Source organism: Enterobacter genomosp. O, from assembly GCF_001022965.1.
Lineage (GTDB): Bacteria > Pseudomonadota > Gammaproteobacteria > Enterobacterales > Enterobacteriaceae > Enterobacter > Enterobacter cloacae_L.
Genome location: NZ_LECZ01000004.1, coordinates 21,959 through 38,114, shown reverse-complemented (window position 1 = coordinate 38,114; position 16,156 = coordinate 21,959). Strand labels below are relative to the sequence as shown.

Annotated in this window: 27 protein-coding genes; 21 read left to right on the top strand and 6 right to left on the bottom strand. The window is 41.0% G+C overall.

From position 1 onward, the window contains the following. The first annotated feature begins 216 nt into the window (after positions 1 to 216). From ABR39_RS00540 to ABR39_RS00470, 17 genes are all read left to right on the top strand, one after another. A complete protein-coding gene (locus tag ABR39_RS00540; protein ID WP_000801175.1) occupies positions 217 to 1,002 on the top strand; it encodes a SprT-like domain-containing protein in 786 nt (261 codons plus the stop codon). Between the two features lies 1 nt (position 1,003). Next, on the top strand, positions 1,004 to 1,573 hold the full coding sequence (locus ABR39_RS00535; protein ID WP_000791646.1) for a hypothetical protein: 570 nt from the start codon (positions 1,004 to 1,006) through the stop codon (positions 1,571 to 1,573). Between the two features lie 11 nt (positions 1,574 to 1,584). Continuing rightward, positions 1,585 to 1,788: a hypothetical protein gene (locus ABR39_RS00530; RefSeq protein WP_000027026.1), complete on the top strand. Its 204-nt coding sequence runs from the start codon at positions 1,585 to 1,587 to the stop codon at positions 1,786 to 1,788. 243 nt (positions 1,789 to 2,031) lie between these two features. Further along, positions 2,032 to 2,373, top strand: a complete 342-nt coding sequence (locus tag ABR39_RS24460; protein WP_000773637.1) for a hypothetical protein — start codon at positions 2,032 to 2,034, stop codon at positions 2,371 to 2,373. Positions 2,374 to 2,393: 20 nt separating this feature from the next. Further along, positions 2,394 to 2,609, top strand: a complete 216-nt coding sequence (locus tag ABR39_RS00525; protein WP_000729819.1) for a hypothetical protein — start codon at positions 2,394 to 2,396, stop codon at positions 2,607 to 2,609. Beyond that, positions 2,609 to 3,109, top strand: coding sequence for a thermonuclease family protein (locus ABR39_RS00520; protein ID WP_000823564.1), 501 nt, complete (start codon positions 2,609 to 2,611; stop codon positions 3,107 to 3,109). Before ABR39_RS00525 ends, ABR39_RS00520 begins: the two co-directional genes overlap by 1 nt. Before the next feature lie 5 nt (positions 3,110 to 3,114). Continuing rightward, positions 3,115 to 3,423, top strand: coding sequence for a hypothetical protein (locus ABR39_RS00515; RefSeq protein ID WP_131701692.1), 309 nt, complete (start codon positions 3,115 to 3,117; stop codon positions 3,421 to 3,423). Between the two features lie 125 nt (positions 3,424 to 3,548). Then, on the top strand, positions 3,549 to 3,836 hold the full coding sequence (locus ABR39_RS00510; RefSeq protein ID WP_000777021.1) for a hypothetical protein: 288 nt from the start codon (positions 3,549 to 3,551) through the stop codon (positions 3,834 to 3,836). A 48-nt stretch (positions 3,837 to 3,884) separates the two neighbouring features. Beyond that, positions 3,885 to 4,298, top strand: a complete 414-nt coding sequence (locus ABR39_RS00505) for a hypothetical protein (protein ID WP_001131682.1) — start codon at positions 3,885 to 3,887, stop codon at positions 4,296 to 4,298. Between the two features lie 79 nt (positions 4,299 to 4,377). Further along, positions 4,378 to 4,821: a hypothetical protein gene (locus ABR39_RS00500; RefSeq protein WP_000847771.1), complete on the top strand. Its 444-nt coding sequence runs from the start codon at positions 4,378 to 4,380 to the stop codon at positions 4,819 to 4,821. Between the two features lie 2 nt (positions 4,822 to 4,823). Next, complete coding sequence (locus tag ABR39_RS00495; protein ID WP_001081415.1) at positions 4,824 to 5,219, top strand: hypothetical protein; 396 nt, start codon at positions 4,824 to 4,826, stop codon at positions 5,217 to 5,219. Then, entirely contained in the window at positions 5,220 to 5,423 is a 204-nt protein-coding gene (locus tag ABR39_RS00490) for an Hha/YmoA family nucleoid-associated regulatory protein (protein ID WP_000359238.1), read from the top strand. A gap of 11 nt (positions 5,424 to 5,434) precedes the next feature. Beyond that, positions 5,435 to 5,686 carry a hypothetical protein gene (locus ABR39_RS00485; RefSeq protein ID WP_001282485.1) on the top strand — a complete coding sequence of 84 codons (252 nt, stop codon included), beginning with the start codon at positions 5,435 to 5,437 and terminating at the stop codon, positions 5,684 to 5,686. Positions 5,687 to 5,692: 6 nt separating this feature from the next. Continuing rightward, the gene (locus ABR39_RS00480; RefSeq protein WP_000794398.1) at positions 5,693 to 5,920 is read left to right on the top strand and encodes a hypothetical protein; all 228 of its coding nucleotides are present in this window, start codon (positions 5,693 to 5,695) and stop codon (positions 5,918 to 5,920) included. Positions 5,921 to 6,342: 422 nt separating this feature from the next. Further along, complete coding sequence (locus ABR39_RS25955; RefSeq protein ID WP_001148152.1) at positions 6,343 to 6,504, top strand: hypothetical protein; 162 nt, start codon at positions 6,343 to 6,345, stop codon at positions 6,502 to 6,504. 3 nt (positions 6,505 to 6,507) lie between these two features. Beyond that, positions 6,508 to 6,645, top strand: a complete 138-nt coding sequence (locus ABR39_RS25950; protein ID WP_153594529.1) for a hypothetical protein — start codon at positions 6,508 to 6,510, stop codon at positions 6,643 to 6,645. A 92-nt stretch (positions 6,646 to 6,737) separates the two neighbouring features. Continuing rightward, on the top strand, positions 6,738 to 6,950 hold the full coding sequence (locus tag ABR39_RS00470; RefSeq protein WP_001021752.1) for a hypothetical protein: 213 nt from the start codon (positions 6,738 to 6,740) through the stop codon (positions 6,948 to 6,950). A 147-nt stretch (positions 6,951 to 7,097) separates the two neighbouring features. On the opposite strand, the gene ABR39_RS25945 is transcribed toward ABR39_RS00470, so the two are convergent. The 3 genes from ABR39_RS25945 to ABR39_RS00455 form a co-directional block, all read right to left on the bottom strand. After that, positions 7,098 to 7,409 carry a hypothetical protein gene (locus ABR39_RS25945; protein ID WP_000123576.1) on the bottom strand — a complete coding sequence of 104 codons (312 nt, stop codon included), beginning with the start codon at positions 7,407 to 7,409 and terminating at the stop codon, positions 7,098 to 7,100. A 106-nt stretch (positions 7,410 to 7,515) separates the two neighbouring features. Then, positions 7,516 to 11,121, bottom strand: coding sequence for an LPD7 domain-containing protein (locus ABR39_RS00460; RefSeq protein ID WP_001018983.1), 3,606 nt, complete (start codon positions 11,119 to 11,121; stop codon positions 7,516 to 7,518). Then, a complete protein-coding gene (locus ABR39_RS00455) occupies positions 11,102 to 11,491 on the bottom strand; it encodes a ribbon-helix-helix domain-containing protein (protein ID WP_001157192.1) in 390 nt (129 codons plus the stop codon). Before ABR39_RS00455 ends, ABR39_RS00460 begins: the two co-directional genes overlap by 20 nt. A gap of 357 nt (positions 11,492 to 11,848) precedes the next feature. On the opposite strand from ABR39_RS00455, the gene ABR39_RS00450 reads away from it, so the two are divergent. Genes ABR39_RS00450 through ABR39_RS00435 form a run of 4 tightly spaced genes read left to right on the top strand, consistent with a single transcriptional unit; the run spans position 11,849 to position 14,067 of the window. Further along, on the top strand, positions 11,849 to 12,277 hold the full coding sequence (locus ABR39_RS00450; protein WP_000376639.1) for a hypothetical protein: 429 nt from the start codon (positions 11,849 to 11,851) through the stop codon (positions 12,275 to 12,277). Then, complete coding sequence (locus ABR39_RS00445; protein WP_001051252.1) at positions 12,270 to 13,076, top strand: conjugal transfer protein TraL; 807 nt, start codon at positions 12,270 to 12,272, stop codon at positions 13,074 to 13,076. The genes ABR39_RS00450 and ABR39_RS00445 overlap by 8 nt, the downstream gene beginning before the upstream one ends. A gap of 47 nt (positions 13,077 to 13,123) precedes the next feature. After that, positions 13,124 to 13,681 carry a hypothetical protein gene (locus ABR39_RS00440; protein ID WP_006882065.1) on the top strand — a complete coding sequence of 186 codons (558 nt, stop codon included), beginning with the start codon at positions 13,124 to 13,126 and terminating at the stop codon, positions 13,679 to 13,681. A 32-nt stretch (positions 13,682 to 13,713) separates the two neighbouring features. Next, on the top strand, positions 13,714 to 14,067 hold the full coding sequence (locus tag ABR39_RS00435) for a hypothetical protein (RefSeq protein WP_000041076.1): 354 nt from the start codon (positions 13,714 to 13,716) through the stop codon (positions 14,065 to 14,067). Positions 14,068 to 14,089: 22 nt separating this feature from the next. Here the strand turns inward: ABR39_RS00435 and ABR39_RS00430 are convergent, their stop codons facing one another. The 3 genes from ABR39_RS00430 to ABR39_RS00420 form a co-directional block, all read right to left on the bottom strand. Continuing rightward, entirely contained in the window at positions 14,090 to 14,365 is a 276-nt protein-coding gene (locus ABR39_RS00430) for a hypothetical protein (RefSeq protein WP_000675433.1), read from the bottom strand. Between the two features lie 61 nt (positions 14,366 to 14,426). Then, positions 14,427 to 15,125 carry a hypothetical protein gene (locus ABR39_RS00425; RefSeq protein ID WP_001063220.1) on the bottom strand — a complete coding sequence of 233 codons (699 nt, stop codon included), beginning with the start codon at positions 15,123 to 15,125 and terminating at the stop codon, positions 14,427 to 14,429. Positions 15,126 to 15,168: 43 nt separating this feature from the next. Continuing rightward, complete coding sequence (locus tag ABR39_RS00420; RefSeq protein WP_000246370.1) at positions 15,169 to 16,149, bottom strand: ParB/RepB/Spo0J family partition protein; 981 nt, start codon at positions 16,147 to 16,149, stop codon at positions 15,169 to 15,171. Positions 16,150 to 16,156: the final 7 nt, after the last annotated feature.

Genomic DNA, 16,156 nt, shown 5'->3' with positions numbered 1-16,156 from the left:
GCCTTGCTCAAAATAACTGAACGTGCGTTATCGCGGGGCGGGAATGCTAAGTGACTGCTTTTAAAGAAAACGCACTGAACGCCGGCGAGCTGGCCAGCTGCGACCGCCTGAGCCTCTCGCGCCTGATTCCGTCAATTATTTTGGCGTATTAATCGCTTGCAATAGTGCCGAATGGCACTATAATTGTATTGTACAATACAAAATGAGAAGAAAGAGATGAAGCCAGCAATCAAAGCCTACAGCGAACTCCAGCAAGCATACGATTTTTTCAATACAACGCTTTTTAATGGTGATCTGCCGGATATGCTTCTGACTCTACAGCGGGGGCGTAACACCTTCGGCTATTTTGCTCCGTCACGTTTTGCGGGGGAGTCGGTGTTGTCCGAACTGGCGATGAATCCAGATTATTTTGGTGGTCGCTCGCTCGCTGATACGCTCTCTACGCTTTGTCATGAAATGGTTCACGTATGGCAGCATTACACGCCAGGCGTAAAGCAGTGCAGGGGCGGGTATCATGATCGGGTTTGGGGCAAGAAGATGGAAGAAGTAGGTTTGATGCCGTCTAATACGGGAATGCCTGGCGGAAAAAAGACGGGGCAGCAAATGACGCATTACATTATTCGCGGTGGGCGCTTTCAGACCGCAGTTTATGACCTGCTTAAAAATGGCTTTTCGATCTCCTGGTATGATAAGTGGTCTGAGGGGGCTGTAATCCCTTCAAAGGCCAATCTCGATATTCTTGATGATTGGCTCAAGGTAACAGACAAAAACGATAAGGAGCTTATCAGTAAGCTTACTGAGACAGTAAGCAAAGGCAAGGCTGCGATTATTGATGGTAATGATGATGCTGATGCAGGGATAATGATTAAACCCCCTGTAAAGGGCGCTACAGGCCGTGCGACGTTCTGCTGCCCTGAGTGTGGTTTGAAAGCGTGGGCGAAACCTAGCGCTAACCTGATGTGCGGTGATTGTAAAGTTGATTTGATTGTTGAGGGGAATTGATATGAAAAATAAATTAAAATATAAATTGCTGCATATTAGATTATTGGATTTTTTATTAAGTTGCACTGTGATACTCGCAAGCTGCTATTACTCAATTGCTTCTTTGTTTGGTGTTTTTAATCCTATTATGTGGCTTTCGTCCTTTCTTATTGATTCGCTGATAGGAAAGAAAGGCTCTTTCCCTCAATCAATTCATGAGTATAGTTCGTGGTGGGATAGGTTAGAGTTTTCGTTTCCTGAAATAATGCAGTTTTTTATGGCTGGTTTGTTCTTATGTGTAATTGTATACGCTACATTCCATGCAACGGTTAATATAGCTGGTTATATTGCTGAACTCTTAGAGCGGAATTATATTAAATACATTTTTGGCGCTCGTTTTTTACGCTTGTATGATAAAATGCAAAAGCGTAAAGGTAAAATTATTACTCGGCAGAATAAAAAAAAATGCGAAAAGGATGATCTAAATGATGCAACTTTTGAGCATTATACAAAGTGGAAAACCTTCTATAAAAGTGACCTGAGCTTTGATGAGTGGAAAAACAAAGTCCTGAATATCAATTCAAAGAGTTGAAGGAGGCAGAAATGAGCATTCAAGATCTAAAGGGTGATGAGAGAACCATTATTGTTGTAGCTTTGCAAGCATTGCACCGTGAGCGGCTAAATTCATACAATGCCGCCTGTCTTGCCTGTGAGCTTTCTGGTAAAGAATGGCCGTCAATAGAGATCTTCGGTCTTGAAGAAGTAGATAAGGCGCTGCGGCTGATTGGTGCAGCGCCAGCCAGATAGATAATACTTACATATCAATAACTTAGTGCGCATAATCATTGTTATGTTAAATCAGTGCCAAACGGCACTAGTTTAGCCCTACCCTTTGAACAGATCTGAGTATGCGCCTGTTGCGGTTGTGTGCCTAATGGCACTTTTTTTTGTTCGTTGCTATTGCATATTAGGCGCTTTGAGCCTAATATGGATTTAACGGGTAGCGTGTACCAGCGCCCTTCCTTTTAAATTAGCGGAGCGATTATTACAATGAAGCTTAATAAAACCAGCCTGGTATCTTTAATGCTTTTCACTTTTGCGACTCATGCCGCCCCGCTGCCGCTAAATTATTACTTCAAAGATAGCGATTCAGCTAACATTTCGCTGGATGAACCAGCTACAGGTTGCGTTATGACGGGGATTCTTGTCCATCCTGTAAATAAACCAGAAACAAAGGTTATTTGGTTTAATCAAAAAACATGCCGTAATAAACAGTATGGAGTAAGCTTTATCAGTAATGAAATTAAAGCCCCTGATAACATCATTCATAAAGGTGAAACAGTACACGTTACCCCTGCGAACGTACAAATAGTAAATCTACACTCACTTTAATAGTGTAAGGGTTGGTTAATATGGCGGCTAATACAGGTATGCTTACAATTGATTTTAAGAGCTTTGCAGAATCCATTAAAATAACTGAAGGTGAGTTAGCTTATCTTCTTGAACATGAGCAGGTCTATAAAGGCATTCCCTTACCTAAACCAATTTCTGTAGGCTGGAACAAGAAACGAAAATTTCATTTCAAAGATGTTTCTGCATTTCTTGAGCAACTTAATAAGGCGAAATAATGAAACGGAAGTTAGCTTATTGGGTCATTGTTGTATGTTTCCTCCCTTCCCTCTCGCTGGCTGCAACTGTGACACGCATCCTCGATGGCGATACGTTAGAGGTTACAGAGGATAATAAAACTCTACGTGTTCGTCTGATCGATATTGATGCACCTGAGAAAAAGCAGCCATACGGCCAGAAAGCAAAACAGTTCCTAACCGACTTTGTGAAGGATGCCGACGCGGTAGCAGTCAGAAGCATGGGAACAGATCGTTATGGCAGAACGCTGGCGCAAGTGTACGTTAAGAAGTGTGATCGAGAATGCTTGTCTTACCTGGTCAATGCGGAAATGGTTAAAAATGGTTATGCGTGGGCGTATCGTTACCATAACGAACCATCCAGTAAGGCGATGGAGCGCGAGGAAAACGAAGCGCGTAAGAACCGGCTCGGCCTGTGGCACGACAATGAAGCAATCGAGCCGTGGAAATGGCGAAAATTACATAATCAGCATAAGGAGTAATGGCTATGGAAAACCTAAGTATTAATCAGGAGCGGTTTAGACAGCTTGTAAGCAAGTACCCTACCCTGTACGGCCTTTGGAATTGGGAAAGTCGGGAGATACGCTTAGAGGCGTTTAAACACGCGCTGACAGTGTTGAGTAGCGGAGAATACATCATGGCTGTTTTCTTTGCGCGTGTATGGTTAGGGAAAGATGAAGAAAATAGTTACAACATACTTAATGCTTCTTTTGATTTCGTACATGCGGCTAAGGTGCTTGATAATAAAAGTTTGCTGCTTATTTCCGACTTTTTTAAAGATCCATTTTGGCCTTAAAAGGTTAATGGGTACAAAAAATAATAAATACTCTTGCATATTAGGCGCAAAACGCCTAATATAGTTCCTGCGGGGGCGACAGAAAGCCACTCGTTCCGAGAAGGCTAAGCCCTCTAAGGAAACGAATGAAACTTTCTGATGTTGCAACCATTAAGACGAATTTCCCTGATGCTGATTTTTGGATAGTTCGTCGAGGCTCTTTAAAAACCGTTGGCGAACCCTCCTACACTTTCAACCCTGAAAGTATAGGAGTTAAGGTAACAAGGCAGGATCTGGTTCTTTCACGTTACCTTTATTACTGCTTCCTTCACTTGCATCAATCAAAGGTATGGGAACCAGTAGCAACGGGATCGCTTAGCCTGGTTAACATCAAGGTTTCTGACGTTAAAAACATCGTCCTGAAACCGCGCTAAACAAAGGAGGGGGTTAGCCCCCTACCTTTATAAAAAGAGATTAATTTTATGCCGCTTGTTGAAAGTAAACGATTGTTGACAAAAAACCTTATTGTCTTTGCCGTTTTGCAATTCTTTGTATATATGGCTTTCTTTTACGCTTGTTACAAAACGAGCGAGTATTTGCCTGCTAATTGGTGGCGTATACTCCTGTTTATGGCTGTGTTAGGTGCTATCTTCACTTCCCTTTGCCCCGCTATTGCAAGGGATAATCGTAAAGCGATCAGGGAAGGTAGAGAGCGTAATTATGCTTATTATTGTGTAGTAATACCAATAGCTGTTTACTTTGTTGGCTATTTGTTTATGTCTTATTACAACTGGTCAATAGAGTTATCTAAAATACATTTACATTATTTGAGTCTGACATATATTTTTGGTGCTCCGCTTAGCGGCTTCGCCTTAGCGAAGTTAGTTGAGGACTAATCGACACTATAAAGAATTTATATTAGTTATAATTCTTTTATTTTCTTTTCACTGAAAGACGGGTTTTAAGAGGTCAAGCATGAAAACCGGAATAAAAATAGATCTCCCATCGATTAAATTGCAGCGTATGGAGATCTTTAAACGGGGGATTGAGCAATCAATTTTAGCTTTGCAATCGAATGCTGCGGCTGCGCCCTACCCTAAAGCAAAAGCCGTTGATTATTCCACCCTGGATGAACGGTATTTTTTGACGGTAGAACAAGGCTGGATTGCACCGCCTCATTCGCTCGTTAACGCATGGTTTGAGCAATTTAAATCTACCTTCCCTGAGTATGGGTCTGATAGTAGCCTTGCCGTTTTGTTAGGGATTCATTCAAACGGTGCAAGCCGACGTATCAGAGAATACAGGAACGGTGAGAAACCTATTCCTTATGGAATCTGGCGTAAGTTCCTTGTGATTACTGGTCGGGTTCCTCAAGAAATTTATCCTGTCTTTGGGGTATTTGATACAAAGGAGGATTAATTATGAACAGGAATCCAGTAGAGAATTATTTAAATATATTGATAGGCTACCTGCATGATCCTTTGGGGATAGCTTGCGCTTCTGGTTTGGTCGTTTTGATAGTCTGGATGTGTTATAGAGGTCTTTGGGATTGGGTGTTAGGTACAGCGCTTGTAGCTGTTTTTGCTTTTGCCATTTTATATTCATCTGCTGATTCAGAGATTAAAAAAGAAGAATGGAAAAAGTGGGCAGGTGAGCATTGCAATGTTATAGCTAAAAAGGACGGCAATTCTTCTATTGAAACTGGTGTTGGAGTAACAACAAACGGACAAGCGGCAACGGGCGTTTTTACAAATTCAACATCAGATCAGACGGCTTATAAATGTGATGATGGTATTACTTACTGGAAAAATGATTAAATGGATAAATTGGAATATCTACTTAAATTTCGACGTTCCAATAACGATGAAACGCTTGAAAAAGTAGTTGAACACATGGAACCAAAAATAAGTAAAGAAGATTATAACGCTTTTCAGGCAGCCGCAGACCATAGACGCGCTGAGTTAGCTTGTCATAAGATTTTTGATAAAGTCCCTAAATCAGCTTGGAAATTTGTAAAATAAGAGGTAAGGGTATGTCCGACAACATTAAAGAACAGAAGGATATTGTTGAGATTGAAGATGTTAAGAGCGCTGCTTTTTATTTCTTTGCGTTATTATGTATTTTCTTAGCATCATTAACTAAATTTACATCATCCAGTGACTCTATCGCCATAATGATACTGAGGGTCATTTCATATTGCGTGCTTATATTTTTAGTAGCGGGGTATGGTGCAAGATTTATTGAAAAGGCGCTACTTTATATTAAAAACAAAGAACAAAGGTAATATGTAATGAAAAACAATATCACTATCAAAAGTTTAAGATGGGATTGTGCTAAATTCCTTTTTGGATTCTTCACTTTTCTATTTATATTACCTAGTATGAATAATAACGCTCATATAAGTGAAGTCCTTTACTTTGGTAGAGGGATAGGCATGATATTATTAATCCTTGCAAACACTTTAAACGGTTCTGTTTTTTTGGGAAACTTACTTACTTATCTGGCACAAAAGAAATAATAAAAGCCCCCGAAGGGGCTTTTATTTTATTTCTTTTTGCTTCTAAGTACCTTCACGAGCTGCGTTACGGCAGTGATAAGAGTGGCAATAGCGAGGATGATTTGAGGTAGGTTTTTGATTAGTTCGATGATCATCTTACTGACCTTTCAATTTAAGGAGGGTTGCCGTTTCCGACATTGAAATTATCCTATTTTCTTCCCTTTCATGCCAATTGATATTTTGGATCACTCGTCGCCGTATGATTGGAAAAATCAATGAGTCCTCGCAGTAATACCCCCTCCCCCACTTGATAGCGAAAAGGTAGCTTTTCGGTAGCAATTGGGTAGCTAAACGATAGCAAAAAGATAGCAAAAAGACTTGCAAAAGTGCCATGCGGCACTATACTAATCATTAGTTCCATACGGCACTTTTGAGGTGATTACATGCAAGCTAAATCTCAACGTAAAATTATCCATGAAACCAGCCAGCGATTTAATAGCTTAGTCCAGGCAGGTGCGAAAAACGACATTGCTTATAACTTTTATCTTGCTTCTCTGCGTCTTGATTTAAAAGCCGCTAATCGTCAACCTAATCAGAAGGTGTGAAATATGAAAACTAAATCATTTTTTGATCGTGATGTAATAGCTATTAAATCAGAAGATAAAAAACGCTGCCGCCAGAACGTAAAGAAAGCGAGAATGGCTAAAACCGTTAACAAGCGAGGGGGTTGGTTATCGGAATACTGAATTATATTAAATATAAAGGGCTTCTTACGAAGCCCTTTTTGCTGTATGTTGTAGTATGTTGTAATTATAAATGAGAGTTAAGGAGCATAATTATGAATATTAAGGCTGAACAGTTCGTGACAAAAAAAGGTAGGCGCGTTCTGACAGATGAAGGTTTGCAAGGTATGGGAGCCGATTTAGGCGTAGGCTCATCAACTGAGAAACAGCAAGGACAAGTAGCAGCGTCTATTTTTGCAAATTGCTCTGAACTGGATAATCAGCAGCTTGATGAAATCATCGACTGGGTTCGGCTATATAAAAATTAATCTAAAGGGCGGTAAGTGGCCTGATTAGTTTTGATAAGGGGGTTGGTATGCCGCATGGGAAGGTTATTTTCAACAAAAAAGGGCGTTGGGATTGGCTAGATAGAGCGTGTAATGTAAGCAAGGAAGAACTAAACCAGGAAGAATGGTTTATTGCTGATATGTATTATCCGCCTGATGAAAATTACGATCCATCGATGCACGAACAACAAATTCAAGGTTTCCTGTCAAAACCTGATGAACTGGTGCGATACGATAGATAGGCCGCAATGCGGCCTTTTTTTTAGTCGAACCGCACCGCAAGCCGTGCTGAGGCGTACCGCAGCGAAGCGAGGAACGAACAGCGCGGCTGAGGAGCGGATAATACGCCAAAATAATTGACGGAATCAGGCGCGAGAGGCTCACGCGGTCGCAGCTGGCCAGCTCGCCGGCGTTCAGTGCGTTTTCTTTAAAAGCAGTCACTTAGCATTCCCGCCCCGCGATAACGCACGTTCAGTTATTTTGAGCATAAATTACCCCCCTGCCCTGCGACACAAAAAAACCCGCCTCTAAGGACGGGTTATCATGGTTAACGATCAAAGGATATTTTGGGCTGTTGTGATGGTTTGGCTTGGTCTTGCGTATGCTTTTCCCGTTGCGGGGTTGATGCCTGGAAAGGTTTAGGCATAAACGCATCGTTATACGCTTTACCATCCCCGCCTAAAAGGAAGTCTTTAGGCAGCTTGGAAGCCACGATAACCATTTCTTTAGCTTTTGCCTGTTCACTACTGCTGCCGTTCTTAGCGAACGCCTCAAGCACATTTTCACGCGCTTCTTTAGCCGTTGCGATTTTATCCTTAAGATAGTCCAGCACTTCGGCCTTATGCTCTCTGGCTGTCTCTGAGTTACCTGATTTCACGTACTGATCATGGCGTATCAATTCCTTAGAAAGTTCCATTTCAGCTTTACGAATATCGCGGTCAACCTGAGCAGTTGGCGAGTTGTGAGCATCGCTGAAATAGCTCATGGTAGATATGCCTTTTTCCTCCAGTGCTTTTTTTATACTAGATACAACCGCCATTTCTTTTTCATACTGCTCGATGTTGCCGCCCTGCTCCGGTTTGTGGATCTCTTTCATTGGTTGTCCATTGACTATTACGCGATAGGCGGTTGAGTCATTTTCCATCGCTTCAAACTCAACACGAATATCCTTATTGACGCTACGCCCATTTTCGTTAATGGTTACAGCCGGAATACTAACCTCTCCTTCTGCATAACCTTGTTCAAGCTGCTGCGGTGTGAACTGGCTAAGTTCCTCATTAGCAAGCAATGGCATTCTAATAACGTCAGGATCGGTCTGGGCGATTTCTGAGGCCGTTTGAATGTAAATATCCATAGGAAGGTCATTAACAAGAATTTTAGTCCTGTTGCTTTCCTGGTCAAACATGGTTGTTACATGAAGCTCAAGACCAGTAGCCGAACGCGAAAATTCAGGTTTAGTTGCGATCTGCTCGATAAGCTCACCAACACTCTTATCGGGGGATGTTTTGGCATTCTCCGCAAGCTCCTTAAAAGAGATATTTCTTTCTGAAAGCGTAACAGCAAGCTCTCTTACGCTATCTCTTGAAAGCTCATTGTAAGGTAGATCCCTTGCCTTAAAGCCGGTTAACGTAAGCTCTGACTGCGCCTCTCGTTCCTGCTGCGGCTTGCTGGAATTTGCGCCGCTGCTGTTGGCCTGTTCCTGAGTTGCGCCGCTACGTTCTGCTCGTTCCTGGGCGAACTGCTGTTTGAGTTCTTCAAAACGCTCCTGATATTTTTTAGGTCTGAACTCAACCTCAAGCCCGCGCTCGGCTGCTATTTCAATAGCCTTTTCCTTAAAGCCTGGCATACCTGTAAGCTGAATTTTCCCTTTATACTTTTCTGCGGCAAGTTCAAGACCTAACGCAATTTTATCTTTATCGCTAATCAGCGTCGGGAACTCAATTTTATCTCCCTTATCTATAAACGCAGTGCCTAACAGTGAAGTTTTATATTTAACATCACCATTATCCTGTTTAGATGGTGTTAAATCATTTAATGCGAGGCGTTTTTTCTGCCGCTCATTAAATTCTTCATTTTGATTGATCTCGTTATAATGGCGTTTAAGATTGATGCCATATTCAGGTTCAAACGGGCTGAAAGCATTTTTTTCAGCAGCGCCGCCAATGACGTCTGATAAACGTCCCATATAATTACCCCCTTCTCTATTCTGAATGTAATTTGAGATTAAAAACTCGGTTTCTACTTTTTCGAAACGAGAAAGTAGATTTCTTTGTACATACTGATACTGCCTAACCTCCTTATCATGCTTCAATTTGTTAAAGACAGCGACTGAAAGAGCCGCTTTTCTTTCTGCATAACTCATTTTTCTACTGAATATTTCAGCACGTTCCTTAAAGTATGATTGCTTGGTTTCATAACGCATAACCTTACAATTATAGTTTAATTCCTTTCTTAACTCTTTAATTTTTCCGAAATATTCAGGACGATAATTCTGATTAAACTCTTGCCATGCTTCTTTAGGAAGTTTTATCTTGGCCTTAGCCATTTCATTATTAAGCTGCTCGTCATACGACTGACGAAGATAAGATTTCGCCTCATTCCATGTAAATTTCATTTCCTTAGTAAGAAAATCTGAAACATTCAGATTTAATTTACCTGCGCTAATCCTGTCCGAACCATCTTTTGCTTTTTTAACGGTATACTGATTTACATCAATACCGTGAGTATTTGACAGGCGATTAAGCAAGTGCTGACCAGAAAGTAACTGGCGAATATTTTTGAACTCTGCCAGTTCGCTTTCAGTAGCAACTGTTTTCTTTTCAATATGCGCTGTAGCAATTGAACCTGTTACGCTTTCTACTCTACGGGGATCTCGTGCGCTCCATCGCAATCCGTTATGTTCATGTTCTTGCTGCCGCCCGTCTGCCACACTACTGATCTGAACTTCTCGCAAAAGCACACGGCTTTGTTTGGCTTGGCTGCTGTTATACTCCCGCTCTCGTCCTGAGTGTTCATATCCGTCGAGGTCAGGAACCAGTTCGCGTGGTAACACTTCTGGCAAGCCAAAGGTAGTGTTGGCAATATGCTTATGTCCACGGTTTTGATTACCTGGCTCTTTATTGCTTTTTTCTCTATTGGCTCGTCGTCCAGAACTTTCAGTATGCTCATACAACCCCCTTTCTCTATTTAATATAATTTCACGCTTTTCTTCGGCACTGGCGGCGCGGTAAGCATGTTGGACTTTCTTTGATGCTTTATTGATATACTTAATTTCTTTACTGACACGGTTTTGCCATTCATCAACCAGTTTATCAACCTGTTTCAATGAAAGCTTAGGTTTCTCTAACCGTCGTTCCTCAATATACTGCCGCTGAAAGAGCGGAGATTTTAAGTTAATATAATTTGATTCTGTACTGGTCTTGATAGCCAAATACTCATTAGGCGTTCCTTTATTGCGAATCCTCACTTCGCTATATTTATTTTGCAACTCCTTAATGAACGTATCATAACTCTTGATTTCTTTGTCATTAATTATTGCAAAAACATCTTTTTTAACGTCAGCCCTGAATCCTTTAAAGGTATCAGCTTTTACCCTAGATAAAATCTGAGCCTGATTATCATCAGTTACACGTACAAAATCTTTTGGGCTTTCAAGGTTAAATTTCTGGTTCAATTTTTCCTGAATGGCATCATGATACCGTTCATGATGTTTATAAAGCCCAACCGGATCTAACGCGCCGCCAGTAAGAAGGTTTTGTTTAGGAATAACAATATGTACGTGAGGCTTGCGCTCTTTTTCCTCGCCTGTAGCCCTGTCGGTAATACTCTTGATTTTAGGTAGATGGGCTTCGGCATAAAAGTTTACTTCATCATCTTTATACGCCGCGAGGAACATTGATTTATACTCTTTTACAACCTGCTCAAGAGTTTCTACAGCTACTTCATTTTCACGAAAGCTAATAGTGATATGTAAATATCTGTCCTGGTTCTTATCAGGAATGGCGTTGATAATATTCTCTGTAAGTGCCAAATTCCCCTCAAGACATACTCTCATATCCAGTTCGTCACGATTAAAGGCACGGCCTTGCTTCTGCCCTTCACGCAGATATTCAGCTATTCCAGCATTACCACCTCTAACCCTTACGATTGCCATTTTCAAGCCCCATTTCTAATAACTTTTCAATACCTTGTAAAACTTTAATCCCCGATAACATAGCTTCTTCACTGATTATCTTAGCCGCAAAAGCGGAATTAATTTTTTTAGCTATCTGGTTAATATTATTGCTGGCTTTGTTATAATAAAAAATGAGTTTACTGTAATCAGGATTTTTTACTTTCTTTTGCGGGGCGTTAATAACAACGCCGCCGCCATTTGTTTTTGTTTTGATAATGGCGCGAAGAAGTTCAGAGCGGCTTAGGTTCGCATCTTTACACATTGCATCATACATAGCAGCTTCAGATTCAGGAACTCTGAGGCTCAATACTACGGTACTTTTGTTTTTTTTGGTTTCGTTCTCTTGCATGACTCGTAGAGGCTCCTGTTCTGGCGCTGTTAGCCTTGTTCGTAGAACTAGGCGGCATCAGGGGATTCAAAGGGGATTTCCCCCTTTGGCACGGCGATTATATACTAGGTGAAACCTAGTGTATACATCGCTAACGTGCCTCGGTGTTTCCCTTGACCTTTTCTATGATAGCAAAAAAATAGCACAAGGGTAGCTTTTAGATAGCATAAAGGTAGCAACTTCTGACTTAACATATGCGTAAGATAGCAAAAGGATAGCTAAAAGATAGCAAATGAGTAGCAAAAAGATAGCAAACTAACATTGACAATAGTTCTAGGTGAGGTAATATCTAAGTCGAGTTAGTTACTTGGGGGCTGTATGGACAGCGAAAAGCGGATCACGTTCAATAGCTATGAATCCACATCTTACAAGCGTAAGAGTATTGCGATTCTGCGATCAATATTTGCTGAGATAGAGTCATATCTAAATTCAGGTTGTACAAGAGACGATGTTTATGAAGCATTAACATCACCGCCCTATAATCTGGAAATGACAAAGGGCAGTTTTATTAATGCCCTCCATAGAATTAGAAGTGATTTAAAGAAAACCCCTCAAAACCAGCTTAGCAGTAATGGGGGGGTATATCAGAATCAGCGTCCAGTTGTAGCCGCACCGCAAAATGCAGGCGGCGCAGAATTACCCAAAGGCGCAAAAATTTTCAAAAAGATGAATAGTGATGCTCCGAAGTTTGAGCAGAATCCCAATCCTAGTTTAGATGAATTATTGAAGGGGAATAACAATGGCTAAAGAAGTTGCAAAAGAAAATGATGCTAAACTGCATCCAGTAGCAGCATTTATCACAAACAGCATTAACGTAGTTATGACGGGTAAGGGTGGTGTTGGTAAATCTTACGTTGCTCAAACGCTGAGTCAGTATTTCCTTCATTATAAGCGCATCGCTACAAGTACAAGCGATTCAGATCCGGTTAATGCCTCTACTTTCCGTATTAAAGCGCTCAATCCTGAGTTCATCAAAATCATGGAAAATAATACTATTCTCCAATCTAATTTTGACCAGGTAATTGAGAGCTTCGTAGCAAATGAGGAAATAACTTTCGTCCTCGATACGGGAGCCTCCACCTACGTTCCTTTGATGCAATATTTTTATGATAACGATCTGGTTGATTTCTTCTCGTCGCTTGGTCGTCCTGTATTCCTTCATACAATCATTATGGCAGGTCAAGAACTGCCTGATACGCTCAATGGTTTTAAATCCCTTTGTGAAATGGTTAAGGGTACAAACGTTAAAGTTGTCGCATGGATTAATGAGTTAAAAGGCACTCCGATTGTAGATGTTAAAGGTGTTAGCACACCATTAATCGAAACGCCTTTCTTTGAAAACTTCACTGATAGTCTTGGTGGTGTTGTTGTCATTGAAGATCGCAAGAGCGATGCTTTTACCGCAGATATTAAAGCGCTTACTTCTAAAAACTTGACACTTGAAGAAGCAAAACAAAGCAGCGAATTTAATATTATGCAAAAAACGCGCCTCAACAAAGTATATAAGGCCGTTTATGATCAGTTAGATGAAATCTATACAGCTTAAATTTTAAATAAGCCTGATTTTATCAGGCTTTATTTATAGGGGGCGTTATGAGTGAAGATGGAAAAAGGTTAACAAGTGTTGAGATTCCTGATGGACTTCTCAAACAATCAAATCGCACTGAAAAAGATCAGGAGTTGATAACTAAGCTCAAGCATATGTACATTGAAAAAGGGATAAAAATTACTGATGATGATCCCCTTATCGCTATATTACTCGGTCAGGATGTTTTACTAAGCATCTATGACACTCAGTTATCAGAACGTATTAACAATCGTTTTAACACTCTTGAAACGGCTTTAAACTCGTTTCCTGTTCGTGTAAGTGATCAGCTTAATGAACGTGCGGAAAACTTTCTTAACCTGGTCGATAAGGTAGATAATCAGGTTGAGCAACATCTCAAAAGCGAACTTAAAGGTTTTCAGGAAAATGTCCGTGATTATGCTCAATCGACTGAAAACCGCTTAAAATCAATCAAGGTTGATGGAAGCGCCAGTAAAAGTGAAAGTATCAGTTACGCCAAAGTTTTTGGTGTAAGCTTTATCGCCTCTGCGTTCGCTGTAGCGGTCGTACTGGCAGCCTTTTACTATGGATTCCTTGTTAGGTAAAATGGTTCCTTTACAGGCTTAAGAGGTGCTTCATGAGCAAACTTACTGATAATTTAGACCTGGCTGATTTTGGGAATACTCCGCAACGTGCCGCTAAAACGCTGGAAGCAGCTACTGAGATCGGCGCTAAGAACGAGTTAACTGCACAAGAAATAGATATTCTTATTGAAGCCGACTATTACAATAAAAATGGTGAATTTAAATCATCTAGTGAAATCATCCAAAACAGATTGGATGAAATATTTTCTGTAATGGGATTCGTTGCTGAATCTTCTTTGCGCTGGAAATCAATCATGGAAGATGAAACCGCAAAACAGGATTTTATTAACACTTACAGAAAGGGCGTTGCAGGGTTAATACAACGAGAGTGGTTTGGGAAGAAGTGAGTTATATTAGATATAATGCCCCTTACGGGGCTTTTTTATACTCACTATTTGCCTGTTTCATCTTTGAAGATAAAGCATCACTTAGCGCAATGCGATATATAACATCCATTTCGGTAGAACGAATACCATTAGCTCTATTATCATAGTTTCTAACTATGCTAAGGAATTCTTCACCTACACCTTCTTTTACTGCCTTTTTGTATATTTTCCTGCACTGCCTTTTACTTAAGGCATGATTTATGAGTTTCAATGCTAACGCCGTTAATATCATTAATAATAAAACCGTTGCACCCTTCATTTTATTTTTCCCGTTTTAAGTTATATCTCTAATACCATAAATTGTATTGTACAATACAATTTTAGTAACGCTTAGTTATTAATAGCCGCACAAAGTACAAAGCGCCGATAGTGATCCCTCTGGGTATAGCTATCTGCGTCACTATTTCTCTGACACTCAAATTTAAAGAAAGCTTTGGTAACGGTTGGCCTGTAAAAACTTCATGCAGTGTCGGCAAAATGCCAGCCGCAACACCCAACTGAGCCAGTATGATAACGAATACCAGTATATTTAATGATATGTGCTTTAGCGGCCTAGCAGCGATTCTAAGCCATTTTCCATTACTAGCGGTATCAACCCTTAGCTTTTTGTTTACGCCCGTTATGGCATACTCTGAGGCCGCAGAAAGGCGTTCATATCCTACCAGTATTTGATTTAGGTCTGCGTAGGTAAAATTGCCCGTTTCTCTGGTACGCATGATTACATCTTGAGCAATCGGGTGATCGGCATCAATAATAAGGCTGAGATCGCGGCTATCCAGGTGCATCCGGCTTAACCGTGATTTGCTGTATCTCTTTACGGCGGCTGCGCCAACGGCAAAAAGCCCTAAGTAAGAAAGTAACGGATAAGTTACATAGTCACTTTTTACAAACCAAAAGATAGCACCAGGCATCAACACCGCCATGATACCAACAAGAACGAGAGCGCCGGTGATTGTGTTCTTCCTGTTCTGAACGTCAATCATGCCCCTGAACCTTTTAAGATAATCATTGTTATTCATACCCGCCTCCAGACGAAAGAGGGGGCTTAAGCCCCCTTTATCCTTACTTACCTTTAATTTCCGCTTCTATCTCTTTTTGCAGGGCAATGATTGCCTCGTACTGATCTTTGGTGAGGTTAAGCTGATAACCACTATCAGTTTCAACGGCCTCGAACCCAAAAATGAGATTCACAAGGCTGTCAGAGATTGATTTTGTGATGCTTTTCTTTGACTTGGTAGCCCCTTTATCAGTGCCGCCTTTTGGTAAATCTGTACCTGATTCACCACCACTGCTAGCCGCTGGAGCAGCATTCGTAACGTCCTGAACGTTGTTATCGGGTGAATTTTGGTCGTTTTCCTTTGGTAAAACTGTACCTGATTCACCATTATCATCATTTGGTAAATCTGTACCTGATACATTTTCAGGCGCATCGGGTTTCTTGCGGCGCGTTTCTTCATAAAGGGTTTGTGCTGCCGTGAAAGACAACTCACCACTTTGTACTTTAGCAAGCAGATCCGAAGGCCATTTTCTTACTGCTGTGAGGTACTTATAAACATGCGGTACAGATTTACCAGCACGTTCCGCGATCTCCTGAACGGACAGCCCTTTATCGGTGTTATAGCGTTCGTACAGCACGGCCATTTCAATCGGGGTATGGTTACGCGCGGAGTTAGAGGTAAGCTGATCATCATCTTCAACAACATCAACATACTCAATATCCACACCAAAAAGCTCTTTAGCCAGGGCGATAGCACGGTAACGGTGTTCACCGTTATTTACCCAAATTTTTCCGTCCTCCACGATTACTGAGAGAGCTGGTACTTTGATGTTGTGCGCATAGCTGTAAGCAAGCCCCTTGATGTAATCCTTAACTTCCTCGCTGTTCCAGTATTCATCCTGTGAAAGATAAATGCCGCGCACGTTATGACCAGGCTTAATGTTAAGTTCGGAATAAAGCACTTTGTAACTATCTGCGCGCTTGATAACGCCTTTTTCAGCAACGCTGCGTAATTTGCTCAAGCTATCAATATTGGTAGTAGCCATTTTCAAC

Bases quoted from the DNA above. Each gene is read 5' to 3' on its own strand.
- ABR39_RS00540 (WP_000801175.1), top strand. From the start codon at position 217: ATGAAGCCAGCAATCAAAGCCTACAGCGAACTCCAGCAAGCATACGAT.
- ABR39_RS00535 (WP_000791646.1), top strand. From the start codon at position 1,004: ATGAAAAATAAATTAAAATATAAATTGCTGCATATTAGATTATTGGAT.
- ABR39_RS00530 (WP_000027026.1), top strand. From the start codon at position 1,585: ATGAGCATTCAAGATCTAAAGGGTGATGAGAGAACCATTATTGTTGTA.
- ABR39_RS24460 (WP_000773637.1), top strand. From the start codon at position 2,032: ATGAAGCTTAATAAAACCAGCCTGGTATCTTTAATGCTTTTCACTTTT.
- ABR39_RS00525 (WP_000729819.1), top strand. From the start codon at position 2,394: ATGGCGGCTAATACAGGTATGCTTACAATTGATTTTAAGAGCTTTGCA.
- ABR39_RS00520 (WP_000823564.1), top strand. From the start codon at position 2,609: ATGAAACGGAAGTTAGCTTATTGGGTCATTGTTGTATGTTTCCTCCCT.
- ABR39_RS00515 (WP_131701692.1), top strand. From the start codon at position 3,115: ATGGAAAACCTAAGTATTAATCAGGAGCGGTTTAGACAGCTTGTAAGC.
- ABR39_RS00510 (WP_000777021.1), top strand. From the start codon at position 3,549: ATGAAACTTTCTGATGTTGCAACCATTAAGACGAATTTCCCTGATGCT.
- ABR39_RS00505 (WP_001131682.1), top strand. From the start codon at position 3,885: ATGCCGCTTGTTGAAAGTAAACGATTGTTGACAAAAAACCTTATTGTC.
- ABR39_RS00500 (WP_000847771.1), top strand. From the start codon at position 4,378: ATGAAAACCGGAATAAAAATAGATCTCCCATCGATTAAATTGCAGCGT.
- ABR39_RS00495 (WP_001081415.1), top strand. From the start codon at position 4,824: ATGAACAGGAATCCAGTAGAGAATTATTTAAATATATTGATAGGCTAC.
- ABR39_RS00490 (WP_000359238.1), top strand. From the start codon at position 5,220: ATGGATAAATTGGAATATCTACTTAAATTTCGACGTTCCAATAACGAT.
- ABR39_RS00485 (WP_001282485.1), top strand. From the start codon at position 5,435: ATGTCCGACAACATTAAAGAACAGAAGGATATTGTTGAGATTGAAGAT.
- ABR39_RS00480 (WP_000794398.1), top strand. From the start codon at position 5,693: ATGAAAAACAATATCACTATCAAAAGTTTAAGATGGGATTGTGCTAAA.
- ABR39_RS25955 (WP_001148152.1), top strand. From the start codon at position 6,343: ATGCAAGCTAAATCTCAACGTAAAATTATCCATGAAACCAGCCAGCGA.
- ABR39_RS25950 (WP_153594529.1), top strand. From the start codon at position 6,508: ATGAAAACTAAATCATTTTTTGATCGTGATGTAATAGCTATTAAATCA.
- ABR39_RS00470 (WP_001021752.1), top strand. From the start codon at position 6,738: ATGAATATTAAGGCTGAACAGTTCGTGACAAAAAAAGGTAGGCGCGTT.
- ABR39_RS00460 (WP_001018983.1), bottom strand. From the start codon at position 11,121: ATGGCAATCGTAAGGGTTAGAGGTGGTAATGCTGGAATAGCTGAATAT.
- ABR39_RS00455 (WP_001157192.1), bottom strand. From the start codon at position 11,491: ATGCAAGAGAACGAAACCAAAAAAAACAAAAGTACCGTAGTATTGAGC.
- ABR39_RS00450 (WP_000376639.1), top strand. From the start codon at position 11,849: ATGGACAGCGAAAAGCGGATCACGTTCAATAGCTATGAATCCACATCT.
- ABR39_RS00445 (WP_001051252.1), top strand. From the start codon at position 12,270: ATGGCTAAAGAAGTTGCAAAAGAAAATGATGCTAAACTGCATCCAGTA.
- ABR39_RS00440 (WP_006882065.1), top strand. From the start codon at position 13,124: ATGAGTGAAGATGGAAAAAGGTTAACAAGTGTTGAGATTCCTGATGGA.
- ABR39_RS00435 (WP_000041076.1), top strand. From the start codon at position 13,714: ATGAGCAAACTTACTGATAATTTAGACCTGGCTGATTTTGGGAATACT.
- ABR39_RS00430 (WP_000675433.1), bottom strand. From the start codon at position 14,365: ATGAAGGGTGCAACGGTTTTATTATTAATGATATTAACGGCGTTAGCA.
- ABR39_RS00425 (WP_001063220.1), bottom strand. From the start codon at position 15,125: ATGAATAACAATGATTATCTTAAAAGGTTCAGGGGCATGATTGACGTT.
- ABR39_RS00420 (WP_000246370.1), bottom strand. From the start codon at position 16,149: ATGGCTACTACCAATATTGATAGCTTGAGCAAATTACGCAGCGTTGCT.